The organism is Burkholderia cepacia (assembly GCF_001718835.1).
In the GTDB taxonomy this organism is placed as follows: domain Bacteria; phylum Pseudomonadota; class Gammaproteobacteria; order Burkholderiales; family Burkholderiaceae; genus Burkholderia; species Burkholderia cepacia_F.
Genome location: NZ_CP013442.1, coordinates 117,018 through 139,980, shown reverse-complemented (window position 1 = coordinate 139,980; position 22,963 = coordinate 117,018). Strand labels below are relative to the sequence as shown.

Sequence of the window (22,963 nt, the reverse complement as noted above, 5' to 3'; positions counted from 1 at the left end):
AACCCGAATCGTGGTCCGAATCGCGACCGGCGCTTGCACGCGTAAACGGCGACGCGCCGCGCAGCGCGCCCGATATATGCAACAATTCCGGCACCCTGCGGTTCGACGTGCGGAACGTCAGGGTCGTGTGACGGCCGACGTCACGTCCATATATAAACATGAGAGATTCCGAGGAAATGCTTCGTTACGCTTGCCTGTTCGCGCACGCTCACCCTTCCACGCCCGCGAGCGTCTGGGATATCGACACTGGACACGTCGACGGCTGGGCCGAATGGTTCGAGCAGATTCCGCAACTGTTCCTCTATCTGATCGGCGACGCAACACACCTGCCGCAAGTCGCATCGTGCGCGATGTATGGCGACGCCGAGTCGCCCTCATGCCTGGTGGCGCCGATGGCCGAGGTGCGAGCGCGCTGGCACGCGCTGGCTCGGCACATGCAGCCGCTACTGCCGCAACTGCCGGCCGATGTCCAGGCGCAATGGGCGCACATGCACACCACCATCGCCACGACGACGCGCGAATGGCTGATCCTCGATTGCAGCCAATTTTGCGAAGCGGCCATCGGCACGCCCGAAATGGAAGCGTTCCTGCTGCAGGTGCGCCAACGCTGCGCCGAATGGGGCGCGGTGGCGGAGCCGGACGCCGGCGACCTGCCGCCCGTCCTGTTGCCGTTGCTCAGCGACGCGACGGGGCAATGGGGATGGTGGAATCCGAACGTGATCGAGCGCATCTACGCGATAGAAGCGCAGCCGCATGAAGAATGGCCGGCCGATCTGCGGGAGTCCTATGAGCCGGCGAGGAACTGGCAGCCATGGATCGACGAGGTGCAGGCGTACTACGTGAGACGGATCGATCGCGGTGCCGAGGAATCTTCCCCGGCCGACGCCGATCCGGCGCGCGGCCCGGCCGGGCTCGTCACGCCATATGGACGCTGGCTCGTGCATCCCGACGACGGAGCGGAATGGATCGACATCGAGGCAGGCTATATCGTCATCAGGCAACACGGTGACTGGAATGCCGGGATTCCGGGCGGACTCAAGGATCTGAATGGCCGGTGGATCGTACCGCCATCGGCCGGCTACGTCGATTTGTCTCCCCTCACCCGAACGCTGGCGCTGGGGCGACGTTCGCCACGGTCCCAAGGAATGGACAACAGGATGGTCGAGTTGCTTCGTTGGCCCGGTGGCGAGCTGCTCTTCGACAACCTGACCGGCGGGATGCTCCACGATGATGGCCGGGTGCGCATCTTCCATGCCGACGATACGCAGTCCGTTCTCGATGCGGCGACCGGCGAGCCGCTGTTCGACACGCGTTACAAGAACGTGTTCGCGTTCCACAAGAAGCTCCGCCTCGCCGTGGTCGAGTGGTGCCGGCCCGGCGAGCCGTCGCCGGACAATCCGGGCATCCTCCAGGGCGTCGTGCACGAAAGCGGCCGGCTGGTCATTCCTTGCGAATACGCACACATCCATCATGCTTACAAGCAGCCGCCGAAGCTCCTGCACGGACGCCAGTTGCTAGCCATTACAGTGGACGGGCGGCCCCATTTCTACAGGCCCGACGGTGTCCTGCTGGCAGCGCTGGAATTCGATATGAAGCCGTGGATCTGGACGCCGATCGTGAAGAACAATCAACTGTTGGCGTTCGACCGCGAAGGCATGGACGCGCGAGTGATCTGGGTCGCGTTGAGCGACTACAGTTTCATCGAGACCGGCCAGACCCGCGCCGATTGCGTGAATATGCTGAGAGAAGGCCTGAGTGGCTGGCTGCCGAAGTAGCGGCGTGCGCGCACGGCTCGCCGCGAAAGTCGGCAACCCCACCGGGCCTTTTTGAAACCGTCTCTTAGCGCGGCATCGTCCGCAGCGACGACGGCCCGCCCGTCAGCGCGATCCGCTTGCCCGTATCGCGCAGCTTGCCGCCTTCCACCGCATAGAACGCCAGTTGGCGTTCGACGTTGAACTGCACGATCACGTGCCGGCTGTCTGCGGTGAACACGATGCCTTGCGCGGCTTCGCCGCCGGCTGCTTCGCCGGCCTTGACGGCCTGCCCGTCACGGATCTCGAACAGCAGCACCTTGCCGATCTTGTGGCGGCCCGGATTGTCGGCCGTCAGGTTCGAACCGTCCATCGCCTGCACGGCGATCCACTTCCCGTCCGGCGAAAGCGCGACGCCTTCCGGCAGCGACGGCACCGTCAGGTACTGGACCGTGCGGAACGGCACGCGCGACACGTCGATCAGCGCGACCGAATCGGCATCGCCCGCGAGCGTGCCCGTATAGCCCGGCAGCCCGGCCAGCCCCACGTTGCTGACGACGGCCCAGCGGTTGTCGCTCGACACGTCGATCGTGTAAGGCGCGACACCCGTGCTCAGGCGCGACCCGCTGTCGGTCACCTTGCCGTCGTCGACGTTCAGCACCGCGATGCCCTGCTCGTCGCGCAGCGACACGAGCGCATGCTTGCCGTCGTGCGTGAAGCTGATCCCGGCCAGCCGCTTCTTGCCGATCTTCAGGCTGCCGTCGAGCGTCACCTGCGTGCCGTCGATGCGCAGGATCGACACGCTGCCGTCGACGTTCGCGACGAGCGCGAGCTTGCCCGAGCGGTCGATCGCGATCCCCTGCGGATGCGTGCCGAGCTCGATGCGCGTGACCGACGGCAGCGCGGCGTCGAGATTCACGACCTGCAGGAACGTGTCGAACACGAGCTGCTTCGCGGCCGTGTCGTAGCGCGTCGGCGCGCCGACAAGCGCGAGCTTCGCGTCGGGCGTGATCGCGACGGCCTGCGGCGGCCCCTGGATGCCGTTCTCGACGTCGACCTGCCGCGCGACCTTCGGCGGGAACGTGCTGGCGTCGAGCAGCGTCAGCGTGTCGGCGGGCGGCGACGCGAGATAGGTGTCGCGGCCCTCGACGCGCTGGTACTTGCCGTCGTTGCCGGACACGATCCAGTCGGCGGCGTGCGCGGCCAGCGAGGCTGCCGCGAGCGTGAGCCCGGCAAGCCGGCGGACGTGCCGCACGCGTGAAAGATTCGATTGCATTTGCGCTCCGTATTTCGTTGTTTGAATAAGGCTCGCGCGACGCGGCCACGTCGCGCCGCATCATGGTACCGGGAACGGGATTGTCGCCGAAATTTCATAAGAGCCTCGACTTCATTGACAATCAAATTTAATTGCATTACCGCCATATCCATCATTATTTAATAACGAAAAATCACACTTCTTCGTTCAATCAATTCGATCAATTCAAGCAAATGAATCGAAATTCACGCGACATAATTTCGTTTTTTGTTTCAAATGATTCATTTGTTTCCGATTTGAACGAGTCGATAAGGCGAAAAACCCACGACATCGCCGAACCCTTCCAATTATCAAGTCTCGACTTGAAATTTATTTAATGTTAAAAGTATCCAAATGACTTTCCATATCTTTCGGCCATCTAAATACAGTGCGCAAAGCAGGCCTGCGCAATGTCCGCCTGCTTCCCTTTAATCACGTCAACACGCTCCAACCTCGAGATCATTGATGCACACCGCCATTTCTTACGCGCCCCCCGAGAAACGCCGTCTGTCCGGTCAATCCATTCACGCGCAGGCCGTGGAGATTTTGGGGCTTGTGATGAAGCATCGCCGTGTCGCGGCCCGGAGCCCGTGTGAGGAAGACACACTGTGCATGGCGTGTCTTCGTCCGCATCTCGAGCGGGTCATGAAGGCGATCGAGCGCGACGAGCCCGTCGTGTTCGTCCTGCCTGCTTTTCCCGCCAAATCGCCCAACCCGGGCAAGGTGCTCGGCCCGACGCCGGACATGGCCGAGCGGCAGTCGCTCGCGTTTCTCAACGATCTCTGCAGCCGCATCGGCGCCGTGTACGCCCCGGGGGCGCGAATCATCCTGTGCTCGGACGGCCGCGTCTTCAGCGACGCGGTCGGGATGAACGAAGGCGACGTCACGGCGTACCAACAGGGCATCTCGGCGTTGATCGAAGAGCTCGGCGCGAACGCGCTCAGCACCTTCAACCTGGACGACGTCTTCCCCGGCAGCGGCTTCGACGAGATGCGCGCGCGCCTGATGGCAAGCCATGGCCAGCCCCTCGAAGAGCTGCGCGCCGCCGTCCGGGCTGGCGGCGAGGCCGAGCGCATGTACTGCGGGATCACGCGGTTTCTCGTCGAAGACGCCACCCGCCCCGACATGAACATCAGCAAGACGGCGCTGCAGAAGGAATGCCGCGAGCGCGCGTACCACGTCGTGCTGCGCAGCAAGGCATGGGACGGGCTCCTCGCGACGATCTTTCCCGATGCGGTGCGCCTGTCGATCCATCCACAGAGCTGCGGCAGCAGGAAGATCGGCATCCACATGATGGAGACGGCGGACAGCTGGCTCACGCCCTGGCATGGCGTCGCGGCACTGGTGAACGGCAGTTTCACGTTGCTCAAGCGACGTGAGGCCGAAGCGGCGGGCGCGGAGCTCGTCTTTCAAAACGGACGTCCGAGCCATTACGTTCTCGATGATGCGGCGTCACTTGATCGGGAAATCGGCGCGGCCGACAGGGAGGCATGAAGATGAACTACGAGACTACACAGGTGACGCCGTTCGGCGTGATGGTGCGGCCGGCGGCCGGCAACGCGGACGTGCGCGAACTGCCGACCGAACGCATGCGCGAGCTGGCGCGGCAACACCACTTGCTGGTGCTTCGGGGTTTCAAGACGTTCGATGGCGCCGAGGCTTTCGAGGAATATTGCGGCGGTTGGGGCGAGATCAGCGTGTGGCCGTTCGGCAAGACCCTCGAGTTGGTCGAACACGAAAAACCCGACGACCACATCTTCGACAACAACTACGTGCCTCTTCACTGGGACGGCATGTACCGCAAGCAGGTGCCGGAGTTTCAGATATTCCACTGCGTCAGCGCCCCCGAGGTCGAGCAGGGCGGACGCACGACGTTCTCGAACACGAAAGCTTTGCTGGAGCGGGCTGAGCCGCAAGTCCGCGCGCTCTGGGACAAGGTGACCGGCGTCTATCATCGCAAGATGGAGTTCTACGACAGCAAGACGATCGCGCCGATCGTCACGACGCACCCGACTCAGGGTTTTCCGGTCGTCCGCTACAACGAGCCGTCCATCGAAGGCGACGACAGCTTCGTCAACCGACCGACGTTGGCGTTCACCGGTGTCGACGAAGCCGACATCGGCGACTTTCATCGCAGTTTGCGCGCGGCGCTGTACGCGCCCGAGAACTTCTACGCGCACGCATGGCAGACCGGCGACGTGGTGATTTCGGATAACTACACGCTGCTCCACGGTCGCGAAGGGTTCACGAGCGGCGCACCGCGACACCTGCGTCGCGTGCACGTGCTCGGCAACCCGCCGCTCGACAACCCTCACCTGGTGGCATACGCATGAGCGCGCCTGAAACTGACGTCGTCATCGTCGGCGCGGGCCCCGTCGGGCTGCTCTGCGCCTATCTGGGGCGGTTGTGCAATCTGCGCACGCTGGTCGTCGACAAATCGGCGGCGCCGCTTCAGGTGGGGCGGGCCGATGCGCTCAATGCGCGCACCTTGCAACTGCTGGAGGTCGTCGATCTGTTCGACGATCTCTATCCGAAAGGAAAGCCGTGCAACACCAGCTCGGTGTGGGCCGGCGGCAAGTTCGTCTCGCGTCAGTCGACGTGGTGGGAAGCGCTGGAAGGCTGCTTTCACAAGCATTTCCTCATGCTCGGGCAGTCGTACGTCGAGCAGCTGCTGGACGAGAAGCTCAAGGACGTGGATGCCGCGGTACGGCGCCACACGTCCGTCACCGACATCAAGGTCGCCGACGATGGATGCACGACGACGCTGTCGACCGGCGAGACCATCAAGTCCCGGTTCGTGATCGGCGCGGATGGCTCACGTTCGTTCGTGCGTGACCTGTTCAAGGTTCCGTTCGAGGTGACACGTCCGCAATTGATCTGGGCGGTCCTGGATGGCGTCATCGAGACCGACTTCGTGAAGGTGCCGGAGATCATCGTGTTTCAGGCCGAGACCTCCGACGTGGCGTGGATTCCGCGCGAGGGAAATCTCGACCGCTTTTATGTTCGGATGGATACCAAGGAATTCACCGTCGAGCAGGCGGTCGCGAAGATCAACCGCGCGATGCAGCCGCACACGCTGCGCTTCAAGGAGCTCGTCTGGTTCTCGCAGTTCTCGGTGAAGGAATCGGTGGCCGAGCACTATGCCATTGCCGACCGGGTCTTCCTGGCTGGCGACGCCTGCCACATTCACTCGGTGAACGGCGGTCAGGGTTTGAACACCGGTCTGGCGGATGCCTTCAACATCATGTGGAAGATCAGCATGGTGCTCGGCTCCGGCGCACCGGCGGCGCTGCTGCGCACCTACGAGCAGGAGCGCAAGCCGGTGGCCATGGGCGTGGTCGAGACGTCCAGCCAGCTCGTGCGCTCCACCAAGTACTCCGAGACCGGAACGCACGCGGACGACTACGTCAAAATCGTCGAGAAGCGAGCCGGCTACATCACCGGAATGGGCATTCGCTACGGCGAGCACGAGCTTCACGGCAAGCGCTTGCTCGACTTCATGGTCCGCAACGATGGGGAGCAGGCCGACACGCGCATCTATTCGCTTCTGGACTATCGGTTTTTCACGCTTCTCGTGTTCGGCGACTGCAACGCGACATTGGACCTGCCTGCATTCGTCAAAGTGATTCGGATTCACGAAGAAACGAGCCCGTATGCGAATCAAATGATCCTGGTTCGCCCCGATTCGTACATCGCCGCGTCTTCGTCGCTTTCCGATATCTCCCCGATCACGGCTTATTTCGATTCAATGTTGAGCCGGGCTGTGGCGTAGAACCCGCGATTCCGGCGCGGCGTTGCGCAGGTCGAACACATGGCACTCGGCGTGGCCGAGTGTCCGATACTCGATGGATGGTGCGTATTGCAGCGGGGCTATCGGCCGTTGCACCGAACCCATGTACAATCGCGCGCCATGAACGCACTTCGCCGCTTCCTGCTCCGGCCAGGCGTCGCGCGACAGCTGCTGTGGGGGTTCCTCCTCGTGACGCTGCTGTCCCGCGCGCTGATGTCGGGCGCCGTGATGCTCGATCCGGACGGTCCGGATGCGGGCTCGGTGGTGCTGTGTTCGGGCCGTGGCCCGCTGATCCTCGGCACGACCGGGCTGACGGCGCACTTCGATGCGAGTGCGCCGATCACGCCGGCCAACGATGCGCTCGCGCTCGCCGATGCGCTCAAGCACGGCGCCCACGCCGGCAAGCCGGCGCCCGCCGATAGCGGCAACGGCGTCTGCGCGTTCAGCGCGGCACTGTTCGCCGCACTGGCGTCGTTCGTGCTGCTGGTGCTGCTGTTTCCCGCCGCGCCTCCGCGGCGTTTCCGGCTTCCGCCCGACTGCCCTCTTCCGGCGCGATCGATCTTCGACGATCGCCCTCCCTCCCGCGCCCCGCCTCAGTTCTGCTGAACGTTTCGGTGCATTGCCCGCGCGCGTCGACGTGCGCGGGTTTCCATGCCATTCGTTTCGCTGAACCCGCTTCATCCATTCAACCGAATGCTCGCGTCGCGCGGGTGACGCCGGCATGCGCGCCGCTTGCGCGTGCCGTACCGTGCCGCCGCCCGTCGGTGCCGCGCGTAACCTGCGACGACGTCGTCGCCGGGTTGCGCGTCGCATCGTGACGCGGGCCGGCGCGGGCCGCCCGTTCCGATCGACGACAACGAGGAGCTGACACCATGTCGACCACCGTCGAGCGGGCCCTCTCGCCCGCCCATTCCGCCCACGCCGGCTACCGGACGCTCTGGCGCTGGCACTTCTATGCCGGCCTGTTCGTCATGCCGTTCCTGGTGATCCTCGCGATCACGGGCACGCTGTATTGCTTCCAGCCGCAGATCGAGCCGCTGCTGTATCCGCACCGGTTGATCGTCGAGCCACGCGACACGCCCAGACTCGATGCCGACACGCTGCTCGCGAACGCGCGCACCGCGATGCCGGCCGGCGCGACGCCGGTTTCCGTCCAGGTCTCGACCGCACCGGACCGCAGCGCCGAATACGTATTCCGGCAGCGCGACGGCAGCCGCGAGAGCGTGTACGTGAACCCGTACGACGGCAGCGTGCTCGGCACGCTGAGCGTCGAGAACCGCTTCATGCAGATCGACCGGATGCTGCATCGCAAGCTGCTGCTCGGCAAGACGGGCGAACTGCTGATGGAACTCGCCGCGTGCTGGACCCTCGTGATGATCGGCACCGGCATCGCACTGTGGTGGCCGCGCGGCACGGCGCGCGTCGGGCGCGCGTTGCGGCCCGACCTGTCGCTGCGCGGCCGGCCGCTGTGGAAAAACCTCCACGCGACGGCCGGCATCTGGCTCGCGGCCGGCACGGTGGCGTTCATCCTGACGGGGCTGCCGTGGTCGGGCTCGTGGGGCAAGAACTTCAAGGCGCTGGCCGCGACCGTGAACCTCGGCGCGCCGGAAGGCGCATGGGGCGGCCTGCCATTGCGTTCGTCGCGTCCGGGCGCGGCGCCGGCCGGCACCGAAACGCGTGTCGCCTCGCCCGCCGGGCATCACCACGACGGAGGTGACGCGATGCCGGGGATGGTGATGGACGACCTGCCGTTGCCGCAAACGCCCTGGGCGGTCGGCAACGTGCCCGTTCCGCATTCGCCGTCGGCGCCGACTCCGGCCCCGCTGCCGCTGGCCCGCGCGATCGCGATCGTCGCGGGCCTCGGCGTGACGAGCGGCTACACGCTCGCGCTGCCATCCGGCGCGGACGGCGTGTTCACAGCGTCGTACTTCCCGGACGACCCGCAGGCCGAGCGGACGATCTACCTCGACCAGTACAGCGGCGCCGTGCTGAAGGACATCCGCTACGACGACTACGGCGCGGTATCGCGGGCCGTGTCGTACGGCACGTCGCTGCACATGGGCCGCTACTTCGGGCTCGCGAACCAGATCGTCTGCGCGGTGCTGTCGCTCGGGCTGGCCGCGATGGCCGTCACGGGCACCGTGATGTGGTGGAAACGGCGCCCGGCCGGCAAGCTGGGCGCGCCGTCGCGCGAACGCGGCACGCCGCCGATGCGCGGCTGGATCGCGGGGCTCGTGCTGCTCGGCATCGTCTTTCCGCTGATGGGGGCGACGATCGTCGCGGTCTGGTCGATCGACCGTCTGCTGTTCGGCCGTGCGGCACGCGCGGCAGCCTGATTCGTCGCGCGCCGGCGCGCAGCGCGTGCCGTACACGATCCGCTTGAAACATCACCCTACGTACAACGACATGTTTCCCTCGACCCGTATTGCCGTCGCGCTGTCCGGCGCGATCTCCGTGCTCTCCGCGTCGGCCGCATGCGCACAAGGCGCCGCCGCGGCGACCGATACACAGGCCGTGCCGGCGTTGCCGGCGATCACGGTCGACGCCGCACGCACGACCGGATCGCTGACGTCGAAATCGACCATCGACCTGAAGCGCACGCTCGACCGGACAATCGGCTCGGTAGGCTTCGTCGATGCCGACAGCTACCGGAACACCTACGCCTTCACGCTGCGCGACGTGCTGAAGGATGTGCCCGGCGTGTTCGTCGAGAACCGCTACGGCCAGGAGTTGCGCCTGTCGATCCGCGGCTCGGGGATTGCCCGCGCGTATCACACGCGCGGCCTCGAGATCCTGCAGGACGGCATCCCGACCAACCTCGCGGACGGCAGCGGCGACTACTACCAGATCGATCCGCTCGCGCTGCAGGCGGTGCAGGTCTACAAGGGCGGCAACGGCCTCGCGTACGGCGCGTCGACCCTCGGCGGCGCGATCGACTTCGTCACGCCGACCGCCCATACCGCCGACGCGCCGAACGTCGTGCGCGTGGAAGGCGGCAGCTACGGCACGGTGCGCACGAGCGCGCAGATCTCGCGCGTGATCGGCCCGCTCGACTTCCTCGCGAACTTCAGCGTCAATCATTCGGACGGTTATCGCGATCATCGAAGGGGCAATACGAGCAGTTCAACGCGAACGTCGGCTACCGGTTCAGCCCGGCCGTCGAGACGCGCTTCTACGTCGGCGTGTACGTCGTCGACCAGCTGCTGCCCGGCACGCTGTCGCTGTCCGACGCGCTGAACCATCCGACCAGGGCGGCGCCGAACGCGATATCGGGCGATCAGGCGCGCAACACGCGCACCGAGCGGATCGCCAACCGCACGACGGTGAAGCTCGATTCGGGCGAACTGCAATTCGACACGTGGGCGATTCACAAGAGCCTCTATCACCCGATCTTCCAGGCGCTCGACCAGGACGGCTGGACCTACGGTTTCGCGCCGCGCTACACGGGCCGCCTGACGCTCGGCGGGATGCGCGACGACCTGATCGTCGGCGCGCGCTTCTTCGGCGGCCGCACGCAGGTGAACCAGTACGTGAACGTCAACGGCAACAAGGGCGCGCAGACGCTCGACTCGACGCAGACGGCGTTCAACTACGAGGCGTACGTCGAGAACCGGCTGTTCTTCCTGCCGACCGTCGCGCTGATGACCGGCGTGAAGGCGCTGCACTCGGTGCGCGAGTACATCGACAACGGCGGCCTCGCGACCGATCGGGCCTACAAGTCGACGAGCGCGAGCTACAGCGGCGTCAATCCGAAGCTCGGGCTGATGTGGCAGCCGGACGCGAACACCCAGGCCTACGTCGACATCACGCGCAGCCAGGACGTGCCCGACTTCACCGACCTCACGCAGACCTTCTCGAACACGACGCGCTTCACGCCGCTCGCGGCGCAGCACGCGTGGACGATCGAGTTCGGCACGCGCGGCTCGCGCGAGCGCGTGAGCTGGGACGTGACCGCCTATCGCTCGCTCGTGCGCGACCAGTTGCTGCAGTACACGACGAACCCGGACGTGCCGGCGGCGACGTTCAATGCGAACAGGACGGTGCTGCAGGGGATCGAGGCCGGTGCGTCGGTCGAACTGTTCCGCAACGTCACCGGCCGCGGCGTGGGCGACACGGTCACGCTGTCCGGCATCTGGAACCTGAACGACTTCCGCTTCAGGAACGACCCGCAGTACGGCAACAACCGGATCGCGGGCGTGCCGCTGAACGTGCTGCGCGCGACGCTGGGTTACGCGCGCCCGAGCGGCTTCCACGTCGCGGCCACCCTCGACTGGGTGCCGTCTGGCGCATGGGCCGACGACGCGAACACGTTGCGTGTGCCGAGCTACGCGCTACTCGGGCTGCAGGCCGGCTACGACTTCCGCAACGGACTGTCGCTGTTCGTCGACGCGCGCAACCTGACCAACAAGCGCTACGTCAGCGACATCAGCACCGTCGCGAATGCGCGCACCGCGAACACCGCGATCTTCTATCCGGGCGAGGGACGCAGCGTGTTCGCCGGCATGCGGTACGCGTTCTGAGGAGAACCAAGATGAAAGACGGAATGTCCCTGCTTGACCTTATCGTTCGTTACAAGACGCACCTGAACATCGGCGGCCTGATCGCGTGCGGGCTCTGGGCCGGATGGATCGCATGGATGACGCGGCCTGGCGACATCGACGTTCCTGCAGCGAGTGCGTCGAACTGCGTGCGTTCCGTGCGTTGACAGGCAAGAAGCAACGCCGCAGCGGGATTGTCCCCATGAAAGTGGGGTATCCGACCCGCTGCGGCTGCAAAAAACTTGTATCACGCTCGTTTTGATAGTGGCAGGATGGCGCAAACGGTGTTTTGCCAGCCCGGCGCCCGCGAGCGCAGTTTATCCGGCCGATGTGTGGCGTCGACACCGTCGACAACCGCTTGCCGCCCCTACCCTGGAGATGCAAATGAAATCGAATCTCAGCCGGCAGGCCCTGCTTGCCATGGCACTCGCCGGCGTGGCGGCAGCCGCCGTCGCCGCTACGCAGGAGGAAGCAAAGGTGCAGTGCTATGGCATCGCGAAGGCCGGCCAGAACGACTGTGGGAGCAAGACCGGCGTGCATGGTTGCGCGGGCGAGGCGAAGGTCGACTACGACAAGGGCGACTTCAAGATCGTGCCGGCGGGCACCTGCGCGAAACTGGGCGGCACGGTCGGCCCCTGATGTCGCAAAGCGTTTGGCACAGCGAGCCGGTGTTCTCGTGATCGCGATCGGTCCCGTCGCCAGCGCGCCAGCCGGCATCGGCATCGGGCTGCGTCAGGCCCACTACGCCGACTTTCTCGCAGCACCGCCCGCGGTGGACTGGGTAGAAGTGCATAGCGAGAACTATTTCGGCGATGGCGGGTATGACCTGCACGTGCTCGACACCGTGCGACGCGATCTGCCGGTCAGCCTGCATGGAGTCGGCCTCGGGCTCGGCTCGGTCACGCCGCTTGACGCCGGTCATCTGGGCAGACTCGAGCGCCTCGTCGAGCGGATCGCACCGGCGGTCGCCTCCGAACATCTGTGCTGGGGCGCGACGGCCGCCGGTCATCTGAACGACCTGCTGCCGATGCCGCTGACCGACGCAGCACTCGCTCACCTCACGGCGCGAGTCGACGAAGTGCAGGAGGCACTTGCCCGGCCGATCCTGCTCGAAAACGTTTCCAGCTGGCTCCGGTTCAACGACGACCGGTACGGTGAAACGGCATTCCTCTCCGAGCTGGCTCGGCGCACCGGGTGCGGCGTGCTGCTCGACGTCAACAATCTATACGTGAACCAGTGCAATCACGGAGAGGATGCGATCGCGGCAATGGACGCGTTGCCGCCCGGCGTGGTCGGCGAAATCCATCTTGCGGGCCATCGCGTGAGCGGTGCCGCTGTAATCGATGACCATGGCTCACGTGTCGCGCCCGCTGTCTGGAACCTCTATGAATATGCACTGCGCCGGTTCGGCCATGTCCCGACGTTGATCGAATGGGACACGGACATTCCGCCGATGAGCGTGCTGGTCGACGAAGTCCGGCTCGCGCGTGCAGCGCAGATCCGGGCTGGTCTGAACGTGCGACAGGAAGTGAAGGCTGCTCAGGGGCAGGAACGTGATGGCCTCACAGCTTGAATCGCTCCAGCAAATGTTCGCGAGCGCACTTGACGATCCGGCGCAGGAGGGGTCGTTGCTCAGACTCGTGAAGCCGTGGTCGCCGGTCTCCGGCAGCGCATCCGGTCAAGTCGGTGCACATGCGATGCATGAACTGCAATTTCCGGTAGCCACCGGTTTCGATGTGCTGCACGAGCGCGTCGGACTATACCGCGGCAACGTCCGCTCGCGCTGGCGCGCCGCGCTCGCGAATGCATATCCCGTGTTGCTGGCGCTGGTTGGCGATGCATATTTCGATGCGCTTTCACTTGCCTACGCCCGCGCGCATCCGTCCGGCAGCGGTGACCTCAATCGCTTTGGCGATGCATTGCCGGCCTTTATCGGCGAATACGAGCGAGACTCACGCTTGCGATATTTTGCGGATGTTGCACGCGTTGAGTGGGCACTGCACGTTGCCTGCTTCGCCGCCGACGCCTCGGTATTCACACCGCAGCAATGGCTCGAACTCGGTGACGAGCGCCTGCTGGAAGCGCAGCTTTCGGTGCATCCGGCCTGCACGGCCATCGCCTCGGATTACGCCATTGCCGACATCTGGCGCGCGCATCAACCAGGCGGCACTTTTCCGCGTCGGCTCGACGGCCCCACGTGGGCGCTCGTCGTCCGTCCGGTGTGGCAACCCACGATACTCGTTCATCCGGAGGCCGCGCACGCGGCCTTCATCGCACTACAAAGCGGAAGTACCCTGGCCGTTGCGCTCGACGCCGCATGTGCGATCGATCCGGAATTCGACTTCGCCGCGCAATGGCACGCGTGGATAGCAGCATCGGCGATTACCGGCACAATCGCAGGTACGGCACGGTCGGTTTGACCTGTGCGTGCGTGACTCCACCCCAACAGACAGAGCCATCGGCGTTTCCTTGATGTTAGGATCTGGTCGTTCCAGCCCCATTCCCCGGCGGCTGCGAATTCGGGCGTTCGGACGTATTGTCATTGGCGTGAATTTTTTCGGAGATTTTCACATGGACAGACGTGACGCACTATTCGGTACCGGGCTGCTTGCGCTTTCCGCATTGGCGACAATGGAACGGGCCTCGGCCCAGGAAAGCGCTCCTGCACAAACCTCTCACATGCATCATGGCGGTCACTACAGCGCGCTCGCCGATGCAGCGGGCGGGTGCGTATCAACGGGTCAGGTATGCGTGAGCCATTGCATCGGTCTCCTTGGCAAGGGGAACAAGGACCTGGCGGCCTGTGCAACCAGCGTGTCGCAGATGCTTTCTCTTTGCAGCGCGCTGCAACAGCTTGCCAACCAGAACGCGCACTATCTTCCGGCACTCGCCAAAGTCACACTGGATGCATGCAACGATTGCGAGGCGGAGTGCAAAAAACACGCTGACCGACACGAGCCGTGCAACGCGTGCATGGAGTCATGCCGCGCATGTGCCAACGAGTGCCGCGCAGTACTGGCAACCTGAGCCGCGCCGGATTCCTCCTTTTCTCCAGTAGCACAACCCCTGCCGCCTGGCGGCCGCAACCGGCGGCCGCCGTCTCCGATTCGGACGCTTTGCGGGTTTTTACCTAACGCAAAGTTCAACCATTCCGCCGCGGATTTTCCGCATACTGTTCGTATCGACGTCTCGTGGGTCTGCCATGCCCAGCCGTTGCCGTCAGAAGATCGGGGTTGTCCTCGGGATCTTCGCGATCCTGCTGAGCGTGGTCGCGCCGACGATATCCCAGACACTGCGCGGCGCGTCGGCCGAAGGCGCGCATCACGCCCTTCATGCTCATCACGCACACCACTCGCACCACGCGCATCCTGCGACCGTAGCCTCTCATCTCGCCCAAGCCGAAGCTGCCGCGCACCATCACGGTTCCGCTTCGTGGCCGGGCTGCGACGCATGCCCGTATTGCAGCCTGATTGCGCACACACCGATGCTGCCTGGCGCGCACGCGGCTTTCGGCATCCCTGCACAACCGGCCGGGTTTGCAGCGCCGGTTGCGGCTGCGGCGTTTCGACCTTACACGGTTCTGACTCTCGCGCAGCCGCGCGCCCCACCCGTATTGTCCTGATCCCTGCTGACGGCTTTCCCGCGATGCCGACGGACTGAATGGCATCGCGGTGATGTCGCGCGCCAGTTGCAGCAACACCTTGATAACCAACCAGGACATCAACATGCGAACCACTCTCAAACGGGGCGCCGTAACGCTATGCGCGCTCGCTTCTTGCCTCCTTTCAGTCGATGCGTCGGCCCATGCGGTGGCCGGCAATCGCGTATTTCCTGCCACGATGGCGGTCGACGATCCCGGCGTCGGTGACGAGCTGAACCTCGAATTCGGCCACCTTCAGTCCAGCACGGATGACGGCGACAAGCAGAACACCAATACGACGACGCTCGAATGGGACAAGCGAATCACACCCAGTTTCCAGCTTTCCGTGACGGGCACCTACGTCAACCTGAACGCGCCGAACGGCGGCTCGGCGCGTGGTTTCGACAACTGGCAGGTCGGCGCCAAGTACCGCTTCTACGTGAACGAAAAGCACGAGTTCATGGCATCGGTCGGCGCGAGCGCAGAGTTGGGCGGGACCGGGGCGCATTCGATCGCCAATCCGCACTCGGCGATCACGCCGACGCTCTATTTCGGCAAGGGCTTCGGCGATCTGCCCGACAGCCTCAAATACCTGAAGCCGCTGGCGATCACGGGAACCGTCGGCCCGCGCCTGACATTGAACAGTGCCGATCCGAATGCGTTGAGCTGGGGCGTCACCGTGCAATACAGCCTGCCTTATCTGCAGAACTTCGTGCAGGACGTCGGGCTCAAGGCGCCGTTCAGCAACCTGATTCCGGTGGTCGAATTTCCAATGAGCACGTGCACCGCCAGCCCGTGTTCGGGCCACACGACCGGGACGATCAATCCCGGCGTGATGTGGGGAAATCGCTGGGGCCAGTTCGGCGTCGAAGCGCAGATTCCGGTCAATCATGCGAGCGGAACGGGTGTGGGTGTGCTGCTGCAGGCCCATCTGTTCCTGGACGACGTATTGCCGAACTCGCTCGGCAAACCGATCTTCGGCAAAGGAGAGTAGCAATGAAGCGGTTCAGCAGTCTTCTGCGCAGCTACGGCGCGGCTACCATCGCGGCGGTCATGCTGATGCCGTCTGCCGCGCTCGCGCACGTGTTCCCGCAAACCCAGTCTCCGTCGGCGGGCGCCGAAGTGCCGGCGCCCGCCAGCGTCACGATCGTGTTCGACGGGCCGCTCGAACCCGCATTCAGCTCGCTGACCGTCAGCAATTCCGCGGGCAAGCAGATGAACACCGCGAAAGCGCAGGTCAGCCCCGACAACACGAAGTCGATCAGCGTTGCGTTGCCGCCGTTGCCCGTCGACCGCTACACCGTTCATTGGGTGGCAGTGGCTGCGGATGGACATCGCACGCATGGCGACTATTCGTTCAAGGTGAAGTAATGGACCCGGCGGCGGCATTCGCATCGATCGTGGTGGCCGCCGTCGCCAACGTAACGTTCGCGTGCGCGGTGGGTGCGTGTCTGGCGGGGCTGATGAGCGGGTCGACGGCGGGCGCCGTGTTCGAGGTGATTGTTCCGGTGCTGGCGCAGACGCATTTCGGGGCGGCGTGGTCCACGGGGCTTGCCGCCCTGATCGTCTGGACGGGCCTGCTGGCCGGGATTCGGGAATCCGGGCGGGCGGCCTGGTCACCGCAAGTGGACTATCGGCGCTGCCCATGCTTTTCGCCGACTCGACCGGCGAAGTCGTCGCCCGGTTCGCCGTGCGATTGTCCCGCGCAGCGCTTGTTGCCGTGCCGGTGGTTGTCGTAAGCGGCATCTACAACGCCGATCGCGGGCTGGGCGGCTCTCTGATGCCGCTCGCACTCAGCGGCTGGGGACACATACTCGCCGCCAAACGCATGCACGTCAGCGTGGCCGTGGCATTGGGCGGGATCAACCGCCTGATTTTTCTGCCACGCATTCGGTTCGGTGCTTCAGCGGGCTCATTCCTGATCATCCTGAGGATGGAGGCCGTCACGATGCTTTGTGTTCTGTCTGCCGCTGCCGCGCTCGCCCACACTATGCCTGGGGCACACCTCGGCGCCTGATCCATCGGAAAGCGCAATCATTGCGAGGTATCGGCGAGCAGCCAGTGTGTGGCATCCGACCAGCCAAGGAACCGCCGGCCGATTGCCGCATCGACAGCGCCGCTGCCGAGTGGCTGACCGTTCGTCACCTGTACCAGGCCATCAAGCACCGGCCGAAATCGGATGCGAAAATTCTCGGGCTGCTCGGCCAGGTGCCGCTCGGCCCATTGCACGAAGCCAGCGACATCCTGCGTCGAGAGCAGGCCAAGGTAGAACACCATCTGTCGCCATGCATAGGCGGTATTCTTCACCATGATCAGCCGGCCGTGCCACCGACCGGTCTTCGCTTGCTGCCGCTTGCAGATCCACCGGAAACATCGCTTCGCCATCTCCGCGAGATCGTGTTTCAGCGAGCCGGCCAGGCCGATGCCGAAGAACAACGTCGCAAGATTCTGCGTGGTGAGTATCTGCTGCTGCTCGATGATCATGCCGTTGACGGCGGGGCGCCAGCCTCCCAACGCAACCCCGGCCCTGCCGGCGCAATACTCCGCAAAACCACTCCCTGCCGGTGCTGCGATTCGAAGTCGAACGGCGTCGTCGAGACGTTCGTTTTCCGATTCGCGCATTATTTCCGAATAGTCGACGTCGTAATAGCGTGCGTAGAGCGATCCCGCCAGATGAGTGGCGGCCATGCGCGTTGCGTCAACGAACGTGCCGGAGAATCGCCCCATGAAGATGTCGGCTGCGACCTCGTCGACGAACGGCAGCTGCAATCCCGCGCTTTGCGCAAGCGACCGGAATTCCTGCAACAGCTTGTTGGGCACGATCACATGCGGAAACGACACCATCGTCAGCGATGCGATTTCCTCGAGCGCCTGTTTCGACAGGGCCTGGGTCGACGCGCTTTCGCATCGAAACCGATCGAGCGCGGCAATCCACGGCAGCTCATCGAATTTGACCTGGGTTTCGAGATTGAAAAGCAGGACTGAGCGACGGCGCCGAAATGCCTGATAAATCGCTCCCACGAGCTCGCGCAGACGCGCATCCGCGATTCCGGCCGCGCGAATGCTCGCCGTCACCTGCGGCAAGACTCTGGCGAGCGCTTCGCCCGAGGTTATCAACCCGCGTTCAATCAGCAGGCCGATGGGCGCATTCAGGCATCGTTCGACTTTCCTCCGAATGGAATCGGGAATGGGCGTGCCTGCCGGCAAGCCTCTGGACGACGCCTCATCTTGCGTGACGGGTTGAACCAGATGCGCAACGTCATCCAGGGCGTCATTCGCGGCGCAACCGGACAGCCGCCCGGCGACCACGCTTGCGAGTTCATGGAAGGTCGGAGCGCTGACCGATTCAATCTGTCGTCTGCGCGCGTCTTCGCATCGCGCTGACCCCGGAGCGCCGCGCTTTGCGATATAGCTGTTCAGGATCGACTGAACCCGTCTGGTTTCCCACGCGCAGAGCGAATCCGCTTGCGCGGCGGCGCGTTCGAGCAGCCCCCGGAGCTGCGCGTGATGCCCTTTGTCGCGATGGTATTTGCCGTTCGCGGCACATCGCGCCTTCAGCGCCGCATGGTCCCGAAGCAACGCCCGAGCGCGCGCCTGCCAGCCGTCGGGATATTTCCGGCAGGGGCAACCGTCTTCGACCGTTTCGAGAAACAGGCCGACGACGCGGTCATGCAACGGCGCCCAGACGTTCACGGCTTCCTTCTGCGCGAGGATGCGTTTGTTTGGCCTGATCCCGTTGACATCCGCAAGCGTCTTGCCGGCATCCTGAAGGTGAACGCTCGATCCGGAACGCCGTTGCCGATCTGACGGGACCGGATAGAAACGCAGCCGATCGAAATACGGCAACAATTCGTCGACGAGATTGCGCGCTTCCTCCGAATGTCCGTGTTCCAGCAGCCACGCCACGACCATCAACGCCCCTTCTTCCGGAACAGACAGTTCGTAGCGCCCCGAAGACAGCCTGTCCCGCAATTCGCTCATCCCTTGATCGGTGAGGAAATGCGCGTTCAATTTGCGACGATCCGGATCGCCGGCCTCCGGCGACATCGACAAACGGCGAAGCAGGCTCACCTCATGGTCTTGAAACGGGCCGCCGGCAACGCATTCGCCGGTCGCAAAGCCGCCGGTGACGACCTCCAGCGTCACCCATGCCGGCATCGATCGCAGCGGCGCCCTGGAACCGTGCGCGATGGAACCGTCAAGGACGCTCCTCAGCACGGCCTCCCATTTCGACATCCTTTCTTTCGCCCGCTCCCGTACCGCGGGGTCGGGATGCGCTTCACAGGTCGTGAGGGCCTTTGCAACCTGAAAGGCGGCATAGCCTGGATTGATGCTGGCGTTCGCGCCTTGCTGGCGATCTGTTGTCATTGCAACATTCCATGAGGGGTCCGGAGGCTGGATTCGAACCAGCGCCCTCTCGGTCCAGAGCCGAGCACTCTACCGCTGAGCTACTCCGGAATGGATCCTTTCGATCCCTGCGCCGGCCGCGATTTTCCGTATTCGAATTGCGACCGCGCGAAGGGCAGGAAGCACGCGATTTTAGCGCAACTCGCCAATCACTCGCGCCATATTGGAGATGGCATACACTTCCCGGCTGATCGGCAAGCCACAGGTATCTAAATGATTGCGGTTCCAATATGGTCCAACGGGCAGATGGCCATCATTCTGGTCTCGCTGTTCGCAACGGTTGCGCTCGTCATCGGCGGGCTTCTCCTCGCACTCATCGCACCGTTACGCCGCGGCATCGGGCGTCGTCCAAAGCTCCAGGTCGGCCTGGTCGTCGCATTCCCGTTGCTCCTGATCGCATCGCTTCCAACACTCGTATTGGTGATCGCCGGTATCGGCGCATCGCGATCGGTCAATGCGCCCGAATCCGAGCGACATGTCACGCTCGAACGCGCGCGGACGATCGACACATTCGACATGCCTGTCGGCACTCGGCTCGATCTCGTCGCCGCCTATGAGCTGAGCTCGTTCAAGCACGCGGAATTTCCTCATCCGGTCAAGATTTTGGGCGTCACCGCAACGGCCATGAACTCGGTGCTGCCTTATTCGATCGGCTTGACGGGAACCGGCGAACAGGTCGTTGACGGCTGGACCTGCAATGCGACAGGCGAAATCAAGTTCAGCAGGAGCGACGATCAGAATCACAACCTGGACGTCGACTTTCCATTCCATTTTTCCGGGTGCATCCTCGGTCGTGGAAACCGGATCGCGGGCAACGTCGTCATCCCCGAGCATGCCCGCCTGAGCGAATCGATGCTCGATAAAAGCGCGCTGAACATCCGGGTCGCAAAGCCTCTGCCGATCGGGCCCGGGGGAGCGCTTCTGGAAAGAAGCTGCGTCACGATCAATCGGGACAGCCGGACCCTGACGCGCATTGACGACGCAAGACTGGTACGCCCGCTGAAGTGGAAGAACGTCGTCTGGCCGGCGGGAACCCAGGTTGACTGGTATCCGCCGTCGCAGGAGACGCAGCCTGCGGAAGAACCATGGAGATTTTCCAAGCCGTCGTTTCCCCCTTCCGGCACTTCGGACGACAACGGCAATACCTGTCTGGTTTAGATAGCTGCCCGTACTTGATAAGCAGTTGAAATGGCTGCGCGCCCCCTTCCCGCCGCCTCCACTTGTTCCGACACTATTTCGCAATAAAAAATATTCCGCGAAATCGTTTGCGCATCGCCGCGCGGCGTTCAGTTTATTCATCGCATGCCGATATCTCTACTGCGTTCCGGATCGAAGCGGCGTCGCTCCGCCGCTTCGATCCGATACGACAACAAACGGCGAGACGGATAGGGGAAGAAAGGTTTTGGCGACAGTTTTAGGGTGCATCGTTCATCGGCACAATCACTGGCTGGTCCTGCTTGCCGCACTGTTGTGCGGGGCCGGCTCGTGGGTCACCGCGCGCCTGTTCCAGCGCGCGGTGAACACCTCCGGCACGCAGCGGTTCGGCTGGCAGGTGCTGACGGCCATTTCGGCCGGCGTGGCGATCTGGTGCACGCACTTCATCGCGATGCTCGGCTTCGATGCCGGCGCGCCCGTGCAATTCGACCTGCCGCTCACGCTCGTGTCGCTGCTGATCGCGGTCGGCGGCAGCACGGTCGGCTTCGCGCTGACGACCTTCCGCGCCGCGAAGGCCGCCGCCCCCGCGCTCGGCGGCGCGGTCGTCGGCATCGCGATCGTGCTGATGCATTACACCGGCATGCTCGCGTGGCGGGTCGAGGGCATCGTGTCGTGGGACATCGGCTACCTGTCCGCGTCGGTGCTGCTGGCGATGGCCCTCGCGGCGCTCGCGCTGCACCTCGCGCTGCGGCCGTCGCCGCACGCGGTCAACCAGATGGCCGGCGTGCTGTCGCTCGCGATCCTCGCGCTGCATTTCACCGGGATGTCGGCGCTGCGCATCACGCCGCTGATGCTCGACGGCGCGTGGACCGACCTGAACACGCTGCGTCCGCTGGCGCTGGCGGTCGCGGGCACGTCGCTCGTGATCGTCTGCACGGGGCTCGTGAGCTACGTGATCGACAGCGACGTGCGGGCCGAATCGCTCGAGCACCTGCGACGGCTGGCACTGAGCGACATGCTGACCGGCCTGCCGAACCGGGCGAGCTTCAACGAGCGGCTGGACCTCGAAATCGCGCTGGCGCAAGCGCAGGGCACGAAACTCGCGCTGATCGGCATCGACCTGAACCGCTTCAAGGAAATCAACGACCTGCGCGGCCACCACGCCGGCGACGAGGTGCTGCGCATCCTCGCGCGGCGCATGTCGAACCTGCTGCGCGAAGGTGAATTCGTCGCCCGCATCGGCGGCGACGAATTCGCGGCACTTTGCCGGATGGGCGACGACACGCACCTGATGGACCTGCTCGAGCGGCTCGAGCCGGCGCTCTACAAGCCGGTCAGGCTGGACGACTTCGAGGTCGTGCCGGGCGCGAGCTTCGGTGTCGCGATCTACCCGGACGACGCCGCCACCAAGGCGATCCTCATCAACAACGCGGACCTCGCGATGTACCGTGCCAAGGGCAGCGTCGCGCAATCGATCTGCTTCTACGAGCCGGCGATGGACCTGATCGTCCGCGCGCGCCGCAGCCTCGCGGCCGACCTGCGCCGCGCGGTGGCCGACAACCAGCTGAGCATCCACTACCAGGTGCAGACCTCGCTGACGACCGGCGAGGTCCGCGGCTACGAGGCGCTGCTGCGCTGGCAGCATGCGACGCTCGGCACGATACCGCCGGCCGAGTTCATACCGCTCGCCGAGGAAAACGGCGTGATCCTGGAGATCGGCGCGTGGGTGCTGCGCGAGGCATGCGCGCGGGCGGCCACGTGGGAGCCGCCCTATCCGGTCGCGGTGAACGTATCGGCCGTGCAGTTCATGCATGCGGACCTGACGGCGCTCGTGGCGGACGTGCTCGAGGCAACCGGCCTGCCGGCATCGCGCCTGCAGCTGGAGCTGACCGAATCGACGATCTTCGCCGGCCGCGAGCGCGCGCTGGACACGCTGCGGCAGATCAAGGCGCTGGGCGTGAGCATCGCGCTCGACGATTTCGGTACCGGCTATTCGTCGCTCGACACGCTGCGCTCGTTCCCGTTTGACCGCATCAAGCTCGACCAGTCGTTCGTCGCGGACGCGGAAGCGAAACCGCAGGATCGCGCGATCATCCGCGCCGTGCTCGCGCTCGGCAAGAGCCTGGGCATTCCGATCCTGGCCGAAGGCATCGAGACGCGCGACCAGCTCGTGCTGCTGGCCGACGAAGGCTGCGACGAAGCGCAGGGCTTCCTGCTCGGCAGGCCCGCACCACTCAACGAGATCGTCGGCAGCGGGCAGATCGCGCTGACCGGCGGCAACCGCGCCAGCGCGCCGGCCCCCGTGCCGGAAATGGCCGCCATTTCCGACATGGCGCCGCGCCCGTACGGGTAACCGACGACGCCGGATACGGCAACCCGAACGCGGGT

At 64.5% G+C, this 22,963-nt stretch carries 19 protein-coding genes, 1 tRNA gene and 1 pseudogene; 18 read left to right on the top strand and 3 right to left on the bottom strand.

The genetic code is table 11. The features are described from left to right. The first annotated feature begins 158 nt into the window (after positions 1-158). Positions 159-1,775, top strand: a complete 1,617-nt coding sequence (locus tag WT26_RS00440; protein ID WP_155123019.1) for a hypothetical protein — start codon at positions 159-161, stop codon at positions 1,773-1,775. Between the two features lie 64 nt (positions 1,776-1,839). Here WT26_RS00440 and WT26_RS00435 read toward each other — a convergent pair whose 3' ends face one another. Next, positions 1,840-3,027: a beta-propeller fold lactonase family protein gene (locus tag WT26_RS00435; RefSeq protein ID WP_069271958.1), complete on the bottom strand. Its 1,188-nt coding sequence runs from the start codon at positions 3,025-3,027 to the stop codon at positions 1,840-1,842. A gap of 483 nt (positions 3,028-3,510) precedes the next feature. On the opposite strand from WT26_RS00435, the gene WT26_RS00430 reads away from it, so the two are divergent. From WT26_RS00430 to WT26_RS00370, 15 genes and pseudogenes are all read left to right on the top strand, one after another. After that, positions 3,511-4,539 (top strand): L-tyrosine/L-tryptophan isonitrile synthase family protein, encoded by a 1,029-nt coding sequence (locus WT26_RS00430; RefSeq protein ID WP_230461545.1) that lies wholly within the window; start codon positions 3,511-3,513, stop codon positions 4,537-4,539. 2 nt (positions 4,540-4,541) lie between these two features. Further along, the gene (locus tag WT26_RS00425) at positions 4,542-5,378 is read left to right on the top strand and encodes a TauD/TfdA dioxygenase family protein (protein WP_059489797.1); all 837 of its coding nucleotides are present in this window, start codon (positions 4,542-4,544) and stop codon (positions 5,376-5,378) included. Next, positions 5,375-6,817, top strand: coding sequence for an FAD-binding protein (locus WT26_RS00420; RefSeq protein WP_069269454.1), 1,443 nt, complete (start codon positions 5,375-5,377; stop codon positions 6,815-6,817). Before WT26_RS00425 ends, WT26_RS00420 begins: the two co-directional genes overlap by 4 nt. 138 nt (positions 6,818-6,955) lie before the next feature. Then, entirely contained in the window at positions 6,956-7,441 is a 486-nt protein-coding gene (locus tag WT26_RS00415; protein WP_069271957.1) for a hypothetical protein, read from the top strand. A 266-nt stretch (positions 7,442-7,707) separates the two neighbouring features. After that, positions 7,708-9,171: a PepSY-associated TM helix domain-containing protein gene (locus tag WT26_RS00410; protein WP_069271956.1), complete on the top strand. Its 1,464-nt coding sequence runs from the start codon at positions 7,708-7,710 to the stop codon at positions 9,169-9,171. A 70-nt stretch (positions 9,172-9,241) separates the two neighbouring features. Continuing rightward, a pseudogene (locus WT26_RS00405) lies at positions 9,242-11,355 on the top strand (TonB-dependent receptor family protein). A 23-nt stretch (positions 11,356-11,378) separates the two neighbouring features. After that, positions 11,379-11,540 carry a hypothetical protein gene (locus tag WT26_RS37920; protein WP_196774770.1) on the top strand — a complete coding sequence of 54 codons (162 nt, stop codon included), beginning with the start codon at positions 11,379-11,381 and terminating at the stop codon, positions 11,538-11,540. A 217-nt stretch (positions 11,541-11,757) separates the two neighbouring features. Beyond that, positions 11,758-12,012: a DUF2282 domain-containing protein gene (locus WT26_RS00400; protein ID WP_059751681.1), complete on the top strand. Its 255-nt coding sequence runs from the start codon at positions 11,758-11,760 to the stop codon at positions 12,010-12,012. Positions 12,013-12,049: 37 nt separating this feature from the next. Continuing rightward, positions 12,050-12,946: a DUF692 domain-containing protein gene (locus WT26_RS00395; protein WP_230461543.1), complete on the top strand. Its 897-nt coding sequence runs from the start codon at positions 12,050-12,052 to the stop codon at positions 12,944-12,946. Then, entirely contained in the window at positions 12,930-13,793 is an 864-nt protein-coding gene (locus tag WT26_RS00390; protein ID WP_155123018.1) for a DNA-binding domain-containing protein, read from the top strand. The genes WT26_RS00395 and WT26_RS00390 overlap by 17 nt, the downstream gene beginning before the upstream one ends. A 151-nt stretch (positions 13,794-13,944) precedes the next feature. Beyond that, entirely contained in the window at positions 13,945-14,400 is a 456-nt protein-coding gene (locus WT26_RS35025) for a four-helix bundle copper-binding protein (protein WP_080409406.1), read from the top strand. Between the two features lie 175 nt (positions 14,401-14,575). Further along, positions 14,576-14,995 carry a DUF2946 domain-containing protein gene (locus tag WT26_RS38980; protein WP_080414895.1) on the top strand — a complete coding sequence of 140 codons (420 nt, stop codon included), beginning with the start codon at positions 14,576-14,578 and terminating at the stop codon, positions 14,993-14,995. 103 nt (positions 14,996-15,098) lie between these two features. Further along, positions 15,099-16,007, top strand: coding sequence for a hypothetical protein (locus tag WT26_RS00385; RefSeq protein ID WP_418219974.1), 909 nt, complete (start codon positions 15,099-15,101; stop codon positions 16,005-16,007). Between the two features lie 2 nt (positions 16,008-16,009). Continuing rightward, a complete protein-coding gene (locus tag WT26_RS00380; RefSeq protein ID WP_059956631.1) occupies positions 16,010-16,384 on the top strand; it encodes a copper resistance CopC family protein in 375 nt (124 codons plus the stop codon). 274 nt (positions 16,385-16,658) lie between these two features. Continuing rightward, positions 16,659-17,030, top strand: coding sequence for a CopD family protein (locus WT26_RS00370; protein WP_080411459.1), 372 nt, complete (start codon positions 16,659-16,661; stop codon positions 17,028-17,030). Between the two features lie 17 nt (positions 17,031-17,047). On the opposite strand, the gene WT26_RS00365 is transcribed toward WT26_RS00370, so the two are convergent. Together WT26_RS00365 and WT26_RS00360 are read right to left on the bottom strand one after the other, a co-directional pair. Beyond that, positions 17,048-19,381, bottom strand: a complete 2,334-nt coding sequence (locus WT26_RS00365) for a hypothetical protein (protein ID WP_069269452.1) — start codon at positions 19,379-19,381, stop codon at positions 17,048-17,050. An 18-nt stretch (positions 19,382-19,399) separates the two neighbouring features. Further along, positions 19,400-19,471, bottom strand: a tRNA-Gln gene (locus WT26_RS00360). 195 nt (positions 19,472-19,666) lie between these two features. On the opposite strand from WT26_RS00360, the gene WT26_RS00355 reads away from it, so the two are divergent. Then, positions 19,667-20,578 carry a hypothetical protein gene (locus WT26_RS00355; protein WP_069269451.1) on the top strand — a complete coding sequence of 304 codons (912 nt, stop codon included), beginning with the start codon at positions 19,667-19,669 and terminating at the stop codon, positions 20,576-20,578. Between the two features lie 244 nt (positions 20,579-20,822). Next, positions 20,823-22,928, top strand: a complete 2,106-nt coding sequence (locus WT26_RS00350; RefSeq protein ID WP_069271955.1) for a putative bifunctional diguanylate cyclase/phosphodiesterase — start codon at positions 20,823-20,825, stop codon at positions 22,926-22,928. Positions 22,929-22,963: the final 35 nt, after the last annotated feature.

Coding starts and splice junctions, on each gene's coding strand:
- WT26_RS35025 (WP_080409406.1), top strand. CDS start 13,945: ATGGACAGACGTGACGCACTATTCGGTACCGGGCTGCTTGCGCTTTCC.
- WT26_RS00365 (WP_069269452.1), bottom strand. CDS start 19,381: ATGACAACAGATCGCCAGCAAGGCGCGAACGCCAGCATCAATCCAGGC.
- WT26_RS00430 (WP_230461545.1), top strand. CDS start 3,511: ATGCACACCGCCATTTCTTACGCGCCCCCCGAGAAACGCCGTCTGTCC.
- WT26_RS00425 (WP_059489797.1), top strand. CDS start 4,542: ATGAACTACGAGACTACACAGGTGACGCCGTTCGGCGTGATGGTGCGG.
- WT26_RS00410 (WP_069271956.1), top strand. CDS start 7,708: ATGTCGACCACCGTCGAGCGGGCCCTCTCGCCCGCCCATTCCGCCCAC.
- WT26_RS00440 (WP_155123019.1), top strand. CDS start 159: ATGAGAGATTCCGAGGAAATGCTTCGTTACGCTTGCCTGTTCGCGCAC.
- WT26_RS37920 (WP_196774770.1), top strand. CDS start 11,379: ATGTCCCTGCTTGACCTTATCGTTCGTTACAAGACGCACCTGAACATC.
- WT26_RS00415 (WP_069271957.1), top strand. CDS start 6,956: ATGAACGCACTTCGCCGCTTCCTGCTCCGGCCAGGCGTCGCGCGACAG.
- WT26_RS00380 (WP_059956631.1), top strand. CDS start 16,010: ATGAAGCGGTTCAGCAGTCTTCTGCGCAGCTACGGCGCGGCTACCATC.
- WT26_RS00385 (WP_418219974.1), top strand. CDS start 15,099: ATGCGAACCACTCTCAAACGGGGCGCCGTAACGCTATGCGCGCTCGCT.
- WT26_RS00390 (WP_155123018.1), top strand. CDS start 12,930: ATGGCCTCACAGCTTGAATCGCTCCAGCAAATGTTCGCGAGCGCACTT.
- WT26_RS38980 (WP_080414895.1), top strand. CDS start 14,576: ATGCCCAGCCGTTGCCGTCAGAAGATCGGGGTTGTCCTCGGGATCTTC.
- WT26_RS00400 (WP_059751681.1), top strand. CDS start 11,758: ATGAAATCGAATCTCAGCCGGCAGGCCCTGCTTGCCATGGCACTCGCC.
- WT26_RS00370 (WP_080411459.1), top strand. CDS start 16,659: ATGCTTTTCGCCGACTCGACCGGCGAAGTCGTCGCCCGGTTCGCCGTG.
- WT26_RS00355 (WP_069269451.1), top strand. CDS start 19,667: ATGGCCATCATTCTGGTCTCGCTGTTCGCAACGGTTGCGCTCGTCATC.
- WT26_RS00435 (WP_069271958.1), bottom strand. CDS start 3,027: ATGCAATCGAATCTTTCACGCGTGCGGCACGTCCGCCGGCTTGCCGGG.
- WT26_RS00420 (WP_069269454.1), top strand. CDS start 5,375: ATGAGCGCGCCTGAAACTGACGTCGTCATCGTCGGCGCGGGCCCCGTC.